Origin of the sequence: Enterococcus larvae (assembly GCF_017830045.1) — a bacterium.
GTDB lineage: Bacteria > Bacillota > Bacilli > Lactobacillales > Enterococcaceae > Enterococcus_L > Enterococcus_L larvae.
In genome coordinates, this window is sequence record NZ_JAEDXU010000011.1 from 112,789 (window position 1) to 122,075 (window position 9,287).

A 9,287-nucleotide genomic window follows, 5' to 3' on the forward strand; every position below is an offset into this window, starting at 1 on the left:
ATGCAGAGGAGGCAGTATAGATGCGTGTTCTATTCAGTTTACTAATTCTAATTAAATTAGGAGCACATTGGGTGGCTTATTAAAGGAGGAGAACGGTTGGATAAGGTAGAGTATTCTATAGAAACCAAGCAAATAACCATTCAAAACCTTGTCATCCATAATGAAGAGGAAAATGAAAAATTGTTGAAGGTAGTTTTAAATGGTGAGCTGTTCAAGATCATCATGCTAAAGAAATGGGAAAAAAAAATTCTTTCCTTAAGCAGCGATATTGTTGATAAAGTTGAAATATCCGAGATTGTCTAACAATCAAAGATGGTTCGATTTTTCTAATAAACAACTTGTTTTGAAAGGGGAGATGGTGTTAGTTGTGGTTGGATGCCTCTTTTCTTATCGGTAAATAATCAATAAAGTGCTATTTATCGATAATAAAAGAGATAGGGCAATGATAGATTGTTCTTAATTGGGTCTGGTTAAATAATAGAGGAGAAGAGGACACTTTTAGCTAGGGTGTCCTTTTTTCTGTCTTGATTTTTATAATGAGACGACACCAAATGTTGAATTAGTGTTCTTTGCCTACAGCATAAACAAAAAAGTTGAGAGAAGCCTTCCATTTTTGTTGCCAAAGTTTATCCAGAATGTAACTCTCGAAGCCAGTATAGTATAATACAAGAAAATAACTGTTTTAAGATAAAGGATAGATCTCTGATAGAGGAGGAAGATAGATGGGCGGATCTTCAGCAACAAAAAGAACGATTGCACTGGCATTGATCAAGCTGAGCCAGACAAAAGCATTTGATAAAATCAGTGTTCAGGATATTACAAAAGAAGCCGGTCTGAATCGGCAGACATTTTACTATCACTTTTCAGATAAATTCGATTTGCTGCGCTGGATTTATCAGCAGGATGCATTTATTTACTTGAACACAGAGGATGTCAATATTGATAATTGGGAAGAGCAGGCATTGAAAATGCTGAAGGCGATTATCGAAGAGAAGGATTTTTTCTTCAATACAGTCAAGGCCTGCCCGGATATTCTCCAGAATGATTTTTCTGCTGTAACCAAGAAGCTGTTATTTGCTTTGTTCGAGGAGATGGATGCAGACAAAGAACTCTTACCGGAAGACAAGGAATTTTATGCCCGCTTTTTATCCTACGGCTGCAGCGGCGTGCTGCTGAATTGGATTCTGGCTGGTTATCAGGAAACACCGTTGACGATTGCTACACAGCTTTTTCGGTTGGCAAAAGATATCGAATTTTTTTCTTATCGAATTTATCAGCAAGATATTGATGATTCGGTTTTTTGATTGATTATTTTTTCTAAAAGAAAAAAAAGAGAGACTTTTATAAAGAAATAATGTAATATATACCTATCTTATTGATAGGATGGTGTTTTATGAAAAAGAGAAATGCAGCTTTAGCGATCATGGGTGCATTAGGAGCAATGTATCTTGCTAAAAAAGTGCACACAGAAAAAACAGAGAACAAGACAGAGAAAAAAACTGGAAATAATCAGATGCTTCATGGAAAACGGAAATTGAAGGAACAACATATCTATTTGATCGGCGGAGGAATTGGGATGCTGGCAGCGGCAGCTTACTTGATTCGTGACGCGCATGTTGACGGAAAAAATATTCACGTGATTGAAGGACGTCATATTCTTGGCGGCAGTAATGACGGGACAGGAACGAATGAGCAAGGATTTGTTGCTCGCGGTGGTCGTATGCTAAATGAGGAAACCTTTGAGAATCTTTGGGAGCTTTTTGGCAGCATCCCATCTCTTAAATGGCCGAATCACAGTGTCACTGAAGAAATATTGAATTTTGATAATCTGCATCCGACACATTCTCAGGCACGATTAGTCACGAAAAACCAAGAAATTGTTGATACGTATACAATGGGCTTCAGTAATGAAGATCGGATTGCTATGACTAAGCTTTTGGCACTACCGGAAGAAAAGCTGGATGGATTGAAGATAAAGGACTGGTTCCGACCGGGCTTTTTTGAAACGAATTTTTGGTATATGTGGCAGACGACGTTTGCCTTCCAAAAGTGGAGCAGTTTGTTTGAGCTTCGCCGTTATATGAATCGAATGATCCTGGAATTTTCAAGAATCAACACATTGGAAGGGGTGACGAGAACACCGCTGAACCAATACGAGAGCTTGATTCTTCCATTGAAAGATCATTTGGAAAAGCAAGGTGTCGATTTTACATTGAATATGGATGTTGTTGACTTAGTCTTTAAGCCGGGATCGAAAATCACTGTGACAGAGTTGGTATTGAAGGATGGATCGAGTCTGGCATTGGGAGATAATGATGTCGTGATGATGACCAATGGAACCATGACGGATTGTACAACCGAAGGAAGCTGGGGCACGCCTGCGCCGGAAACAACTGAAATGCCGCGTTCTGCACAGCTGTGGAGAAATATTGCGACGAAGAAGCCAGGATTAGGGAATCCTGAGCCGTTCTTTGGGAACGAGCAGGAGACCAATTGGCAAAGCTTCACAGTTACCTGTAGAGGAAACAGCTTGTTGAAACGCATCGAAGCATTTTCCGGAAATATTCCAGGTTCAGGTGCATTGATGACCTTGAAGGATTCAAGCTGGCTGATGAGTACGGTTGTTGCAGCTCAGCCTCACTTTGGTAATCAGGCTGCGAATACGACGATTTTCTGGGGTTATGGTATCTTTACCGATAAAATAGGAGATTATGTCAAGAAAACAATGAGAGAGTGTACAGGAGAAGAGATTCTTTATGAATGGGTTTCTCAGATGGGCTGGCAGGATGATTGGGATGAAATCGAGAAGGATATCGTTAATGTGATTCCAGTATACATGCCGTATATCGATGCGCAGTTTCAGCCTAGAAAGATGTCAGATCGTCCGAAGGTTGTACCAGATAGAAGTACGAACTTTGCGATGGTCAGCCAATTTGTTGAGATACCAAAAGACATGGTCTTTACAGAAGAGTATTCGATTCGTGCAGCTCGGACCGCTGTTTACAAGCTGTTCAATGTTGACAAGGAAGTGATTCCGGTGACGGCACATAATAGAAATCCGAAGGTTCTTGCAAAAGCAACACACACGATGTTCCGTTAATGCATGACTGAGCGGATGATTGCTCATAGATGAAATAGTAAAACGATCTGCGGTATGATGTGCTGCAGGTCGTTTTTTTGCTGAAATCTAACAATTCCAGCATGGAAGCTGGAGCTTTTCTTGACAGAATGAAGAGAGATGATATGGTAGTAATGAGGGGAATAGGGATAAATCAATAATACGGCTGTCTCGCAGCAGGTATTGTTTTTTTGATAGATTGAGGAACTGCGAATCGTAAGGAACCACTCATTAGGAGGACAGCAAATGTTTAATATGGTGATTATTTTGTTGGCGACATTGAATAGTGAGCCGGTAGGAACGAATGATTATAGAATTTCCCGGTTCATTTTGAGTAATTTGAAGGAGATACACCAGTACAATATCTCGCAGCTTGCGAAGGCCTGTTTTGTTTCGAATTCCAGTATTTCTCGGTTTTGTCGAAAAATAGGATTTCGTGATTTTAATGAATTGAAGCATCAATTTTTTCAATGGACTGATATTGGCAGAGAGAAGTTTGCCTATCAGGGCTGCCGTGAAGAAGCATTGAAGGATTCTTATATCGATGGAATCATTGAAAATCTGCAGTTGCTTAAAAAAAGTATACAGGCGCAAGAGCTGCAGCAGCTGGCTAGGGATATTTTGACCTTTTCCAAGGTAGCGGCCTTCGGGTCTCTCCACTCTCAGAGTGTGGTCTTAAACTTACAGACAGATCTTCTGACAAGCGGTATTGTCATGGACACCAGAACCAGATTTCAGGAGCAGTTGGAATACATTGAGGAAGCGGACAGCGAAACGTTGATTCTGCTGTTTTCCAGAGGTGGGAGTCATCTGAAACGCTTTTTGATCCATGATCTTCAATTAAGCCAAAGTAACCGACCTAAAATTGTCATGATCACAGCGAATCGAGGATTTCGTACAAACAAGTACATTGATCAGTTTGTTTACTATGATGAGCAAGAAGGATTTACTGCGTATCCCTATGCTTTCGAAGCGATCAAAGGAATTTTGGCTTTGGAAGTATATATGCAAAAAAATAAAAATGAAAAACATCTTAAGTGATGAGCTTTGCTCATTCTTAAGATGTTTTTTTGTAGTCGCCTATAGGGAGTTCAGCTGGTTGAAATTGATAAGCTCAATACCGCGCTGCTGGATGATATCAGATGTTTGGGACAACTGTAGGGTTTCGGCTTCAATTGAGCGCTGAATGTTATAGCTGCTGTTTCCCATGATCCACTGATCCAGATAAGCGGGATGACACATCATTTCATAAGTAAAGTCCTTTTTCAACTGCAGATCTGTAAAAAAATCAGGTGTGATAGTTGTTCCATAGAACGTGTTCAAGAAATGATCCGCATGTGCTAAACCATCAAGCAGCGGCAATGCTTGGCGGATCTGCTGTTCATCCCATTTTCTGGGATGGAAACGGATAGCCAGCTGAAATTCTCTGGCTAATTGAAGATAGATTGGAAAGATATTTATCATCATATGGATATGATGATGGGAATCTATATGGCTAGGTGTCAGACCTGAGGCATAAACCTTTTCTATCTGGGTTCGCCATTCTGTATAAACTTCCTCAGGCTGAACCTCTATATAGTTATCTTCCAGATTATAGCGGCGGAATTTACCGTCAGTATCAAGCAGACTGGGAATAGTGTGGCCGGCTGAAAGGGGAGTGCCCAGATCTAATGAGAGGTGAACACCGATATCCAGTTCCGGGAACTTTTTTGCCAGTCCACAGGCATGGTCAAAGGCTGCGCCTGTACTAAGAAGAGTGGCAGCTGCAACAACACCGTTTCTGAAGCAATCGATGATTCCGTAATTTTGTCCGTTGCTTAGACCGAAGTCATCCGCGTTGATGATTAATTTCATTTTTCTACTCCTTTCGTTGATCAATTAATTACAATATATCCACTTTCTCTCGTGGACCGGCAATATTTTTAATAGTTGGAAAAGATTTCCAAATCATGGAAATTTTGATTTCAGCAGAGTTGGAAGCGCTATACTCTGGGTAACGGAAAAGGGAAAAACGAAAAGGCCGTTGCTGTTTTTTGAACAGAAATATTTGTTCATATCGAAAAAATGAAGGAGATGAAAAAATGAGTATTATGGATAAGTTCAATCAGCTTGCTGAAAAAAGCTTGCTGCCTATTGCCAACAAGCTTGCCGCTCAACGACATTTGACTGCATTGAGAAACGGAATGGTTTCCTCGATCCCCCTCTCCATTTTAGGTGGAGTGAGCTTAATTGTTGCAACACCACCGTTCAATCCGGAGCAGATGACTCAGAAGAATATATTTACAGGGTTTTTATCCGCATGGTATGACTGGGCGCAGGCAAATGCCTATGCGTTGAAGCTGCCGTTCATGATGAGTATGGGATTAATGGGACTGTTCATTGCTTTCTCGATTGCCCACAATTTAGCAGAGGAGTATGAAATTCCTGCATTAGATGCTTCAATCGTATCTACTGTGACATTTTTACTGGTAACCTCACCAGCGTTCTCAGGTGTTCCCTTGGATAAGCTTGTTGAAAATATGTCATCAGAGGAATTTAGTACGCTGGGCCTGCTAAGTCTGCCCATGCAGTATCTAGATGCAAAAGGGATTTTTACCGCTATTATTGTTAGTATCGTTTGTGTGGAAATCATGCGCTTTTTGAATGAAAAGAATATTCGTTTTAAGCTGCCGGATGGCGTTCCGCCGGCAATTGCAGCGTCATTTGATGCAATCTTGCCATTATTTCTTTGTACGGGCCTTTTCTATGGCGTGAGCTTGCTGATTCAGAACCTTACAGGTGGGGATCTGATTCCGGCGCTTATCATGAAGCTTCTGGCTCCGGCAATGACTGGCTTAGACTCGTTAGCAGGTATTTGTCTCATTACATTCTTGGCACAGCTATTCTGGTTTTTCGGATTGCATGGCGCCAGTATCACACAGTTCGTTCGTCTGCCGTTCATGAGTGCGTACATCATTGCGAATGCAACTGCCTTTTCTAATGGAGAAACTTTACAGCATTACTTCACACAGCCGTTCTGGTCTTATATTATTGCAATCGGTGGAGGCGGTTCAACGATGGCATTAGCAATTCTAATGCTGAGAGCACGTTCTGCACAAATGCGGCAGCTGGGTAAAATATCGATCATTCCTTCCCTGTTCAATATCAATGAGCCATTGATATTTGGAACACCGCTAGTGTTGAATCCAATTATGATGCTGCCGTTTATCTTTGTACCAGTAATTAACGCAATAGCCGGTTACACGTTTATGTACTTTGGCTGGATAGGTAAAGGCGTTGTGGAGACTCCTTGGACGACGCCGGCACCAATTGGCGCAGCGTTGGGAACAATGGATATCCGAGCAGGTATATTTGTTCTAGGACTGATTGTTTTCAACATAGCTATTTATTACCCATTCTTCAGAGTACTTGATCAGCAAACCGCTGAAGCAGAAAAACAAGAAGAGGAAGAGGCGCGCACAATGATTACTGAGATTCCTCAGGAACAAGGTGCTTAAGTATATCTAATCGAACATAGAAGGAGAGAAATAGAATGTCTAAAGATGCATTGAAAATCGTAACGATCGGTGGCGGCTCAAGCTATACACCGGAAATCATTGAAGGCTTCATTCAAAAGAAGCTGGATGGCTTGCTTCCTATCAAAGAAATTTATTTAGTCGACATTGAGGAAGGGAAGGAGAAGCTGGAAATCGTTGGCGGATTAGCCAAAAGAATGGTGGATAAGGCTAATGCAGACATTGATATCCATTTAACCTTAGATAGAAAAGCAGCATTAGAAGGTGCAGATTTTGTGACAACTCAATTTCGTGTAGGGTTGCTTCCCGCAAGAATTCGTGATGAAAAAATCCCTTTGAAATACGACTTGATCGGGCAAGAAACGAATGGAGCAGGAGGGGCAATGAAAGCCTTGCGAACAATTCCGGTGATTCTGGATATTTGTAAAGATATGGAGGAGCTCTGTCCGGATGCTTGGTTGATCAATTTCACGAATCCGTCAGGGATCATCACAGAGACAGTGTTGAAGCATTCCGCAATCAAGGTGGTTGGCTTGTGTAATATTCCCATCGGTATCGTCAATAAAATTGCGATGCTGTATGAAACAGAGGCAGCGAATGTATCGGTTGAGTTCTCCGGTCTGAATCATTTTGTTTTCGGGAAAAACATCTATGTCAATGGCAAGGACGTAAGCAGAGAAGTCATTGAAAAAATCAAGGATGGCTCTGAAATATCAGCGAAGAATATTCCAAATTTTTCATTTCCTGATGATGTGTTGGATGCAATCGGGATGGTTCCGGCAGGCTACCTGAAATACTACTATACAAGAGAAAAAATGTTGGCAGATTGCAAACGCGCTGCTACTGAAGAAGGAACAAGAGGAGAAGTCGTCACTCAGACAGAGAAAGAATTGTTTGAATTATATAAAGATGAGGAGCTGGCTGTAAAGCCTAAACAGCTGGAAGAGCGAGGCGGAGCTCATTATAGCGAGGCCGCAGTTAATTTGATTGATTCCATTTATAATGGGGATGGAAAAATCCACTATGTGAATGTCAGGAATAACGGTACGCTACCGGAACTGCCGGATAATGCCGCAATCGAATGTAATTGTGTAGTCACCCATCGAGGGGCGCTGCCGATTACTGTCGGTAAGCTGGAAACCAGCGTCAGAGGACAGATTTCATTGATGAAGGCATACGAGGAGCTTGTGATTGAAGCAGGTGTGACAGGAAACTATTTGGCCGCATTGAAGGCGCTGACGATCAACCCTCTGGTGAATGACAGTGATAAGGCTCGTGAGGTGTTACAGGATATGCTATGGGCAAATCAAACGTATTTACCACAATTCAGTGAATGGTTTGAAGAAAATCAGGCAGAATAAAGCGATACACCAGATTGAACAGTAAAGTAATATACAGAATAAAATAGGGCAATCAGGTCGAGGCAAAATAACTGCCTCGACTATTTGTGTAGGTTGTGGTTTAAAGGAATAATGATTACCCACTGTTCTTTATTCGCTTATATCCTTTAGGAAGCTCGTATATCAGCCTGAAACGTTTTACAATTAATAAATCCTGTTAAAGACCTGTCAGTTACATCTAACTCCTTTGCTGTATTCTTTGTGCAACGGTCACTTTTCATGTAATGAATCTTTAATAGGTTCTATATAGATAGAAAATCTGCTATGCTGGAATAAAAAAGATAGGGGAGATAGAAATGAAGCAAGTGCTTTTTGTATGTTTAGGCAATATTTGTCGATCGCCGATGGCTGAAGCTGTCATGCGCCAGAAGGTCACACAAGAGGGATTGGAGAATGAGATTCTCGTTGCCTCAGGAGCCACTAGTCGGTGGGAGGAAGGAAATCCGCCCCACAGCGGCACACAAAAAATATTGAAAAAACATCAAATTTCTGTCAATGGTATGTACTCTACTCCAGTAACTCAACAGGATTTCCAGACATATGATTTTATTATTGGGATGGATCACAATAATGTTGCTGATTTAAAAAGAATGGCGCCGACAGACTGGGACGGTGAAATTTTGCTGTTTATGTCTGTTGTTGAAGGTCATGAGGGAGAAGCAGTACCAGATCCTTATTACACGGGAGATTTCGATCAAACCTATCGAATGGTCGATCAGGGGACAGACGCTTGGCTCAATGTTTTTCAAGCATCCAATTAAAAAATCAGACTATTTTCCACTGAAATTTCAGACTAAAGAATGATGTACTGAAGAAAAAAACTCCTTACAATGAAAGAGTAAGTTTTCGTAGAAGAGAAAACAGAGACAATCAACGTATGGAGGGTAGAAAAATGCAGTCATTTAAATCCATTGTTTTTGAATTGACACTTTACTATATGCTGCTTTCGGTAGGATTACCGTTAGTGTATGCAGTGACTTATCATTTGCCGGCAGCAGGAAGTTATTCTCTAGAATGGCTAGGTGCCTGTATCGTTATTTACCCAGTGGTTCTGCTGTTTTCAGCGCTTCGCTATAGTTACCAAAGGATAAGAAGGGGTCATCAGAGACACTAATCCGTATATAAATAAAAGAGAGTGGGACAATAGTCAGAAAAAAATCTGATCATTGTCCCACTTTTTTTGATTTAGGGGTACATAAAAAGCACACAACCTTGTATGATTAAAGTGCCTAAACCCAATCAAAAGGAGCGTGC

The 9,287-nt window shown here is 41.1% G+C and carries 9 protein-coding genes; 8 read left to right on the forward strand and 1 reads right to left on the reverse strand.

What is annotated here, in order from left to right; genetic code table 11:
• The first annotated feature begins 96 nt into the window (after positions 1-96).
• The 4 genes from I6N96_RS17150 to I6N96_RS17165 all read left to right on the forward strand — a co-directional run bounded on the left by I6N96_RS17150 (position 97) and on the right by I6N96_RS17165 (position 4,159).
• Positions 97-303 carry a hypothetical protein gene (locus I6N96_RS17150; protein ID WP_209558797.1) on the forward strand — a complete coding sequence of 69 codons (207 nt, stop codon included), beginning with the start codon at positions 97-99 and terminating at the stop codon, positions 301-303.
• 419 nt (positions 304-722) lie between these two features.
• On the forward strand, positions 723-1,304 hold the full coding sequence (locus I6N96_RS17155; protein WP_209558798.1) for a TetR/AcrR family transcriptional regulator: 582 nt from the start codon (positions 723-725) through the stop codon (positions 1,302-1,304).
• Between the two features lie 89 nt (positions 1,305-1,393).
• Positions 1,394-3,100, forward strand: coding sequence for an oleate hydratase (locus tag I6N96_RS17160; RefSeq protein WP_209558799.1), 1,707 nt, complete (start codon positions 1,394-1,396; stop codon positions 3,098-3,100).
• 264 nt (positions 3,101-3,364) lie between these two features.
• Complete coding sequence (locus tag I6N96_RS17165) at positions 3,365-4,159, forward strand: MurR/RpiR family transcriptional regulator (protein WP_209558800.1); 795 nt, start codon at positions 3,365-3,367, stop codon at positions 4,157-4,159.
• Between the two features lie 39 nt (positions 4,160-4,198).
• On the opposite strand, the gene chbG is transcribed toward I6N96_RS17165, so the two are convergent.
• A complete protein-coding gene (chbG, locus tag I6N96_RS17170; RefSeq protein ID WP_209558801.1) occupies positions 4,199-4,972 on the reverse strand; it encodes a chitin disaccharide deacetylase in 774 nt (257 codons plus the stop codon).
• A 227-nt stretch (positions 4,973-5,199) separates the two neighbouring features.
• On the opposite strand from chbG, the gene I6N96_RS17175 reads away from it, so the two are divergent.
• The 4 genes from I6N96_RS17175 to I6N96_RS17190 all read left to right on the forward strand — a co-directional run bounded on the left by I6N96_RS17175 (position 5,200) and on the right by I6N96_RS17190 (position 9,147).
• Positions 5,200-6,615 (forward strand): PTS sugar transporter subunit IIC, encoded by a 1,416-nt coding sequence (locus I6N96_RS17175; protein WP_245187022.1) that lies wholly within the window; start codon positions 5,200-5,202, stop codon positions 6,613-6,615.
• Positions 6,616-6,650: 35 nt separating this feature from the next.
• Positions 6,651-7,994, forward strand: coding sequence for a 6-phospho-beta-glucosidase (locus I6N96_RS17180; protein ID WP_209558802.1), 1,344 nt, complete (start codon positions 6,651-6,653; stop codon positions 7,992-7,994).
• Positions 7,995-8,329: 335 nt separating this feature from the next.
• Positions 8,330-8,794, forward strand: coding sequence for a low molecular weight protein-tyrosine-phosphatase (locus tag I6N96_RS17185; protein WP_209558803.1), 465 nt, complete (start codon positions 8,330-8,332; stop codon positions 8,792-8,794).
• 131 nt (positions 8,795-8,925) lie between these two features.
• On the forward strand, positions 8,926-9,147 hold the full coding sequence (locus I6N96_RS17190; protein ID WP_209558804.1) for a hypothetical protein: 222 nt from the start codon (positions 8,926-8,928) through the stop codon (positions 9,145-9,147).
• Positions 9,148-9,287: the final 140 nt, after the last annotated feature.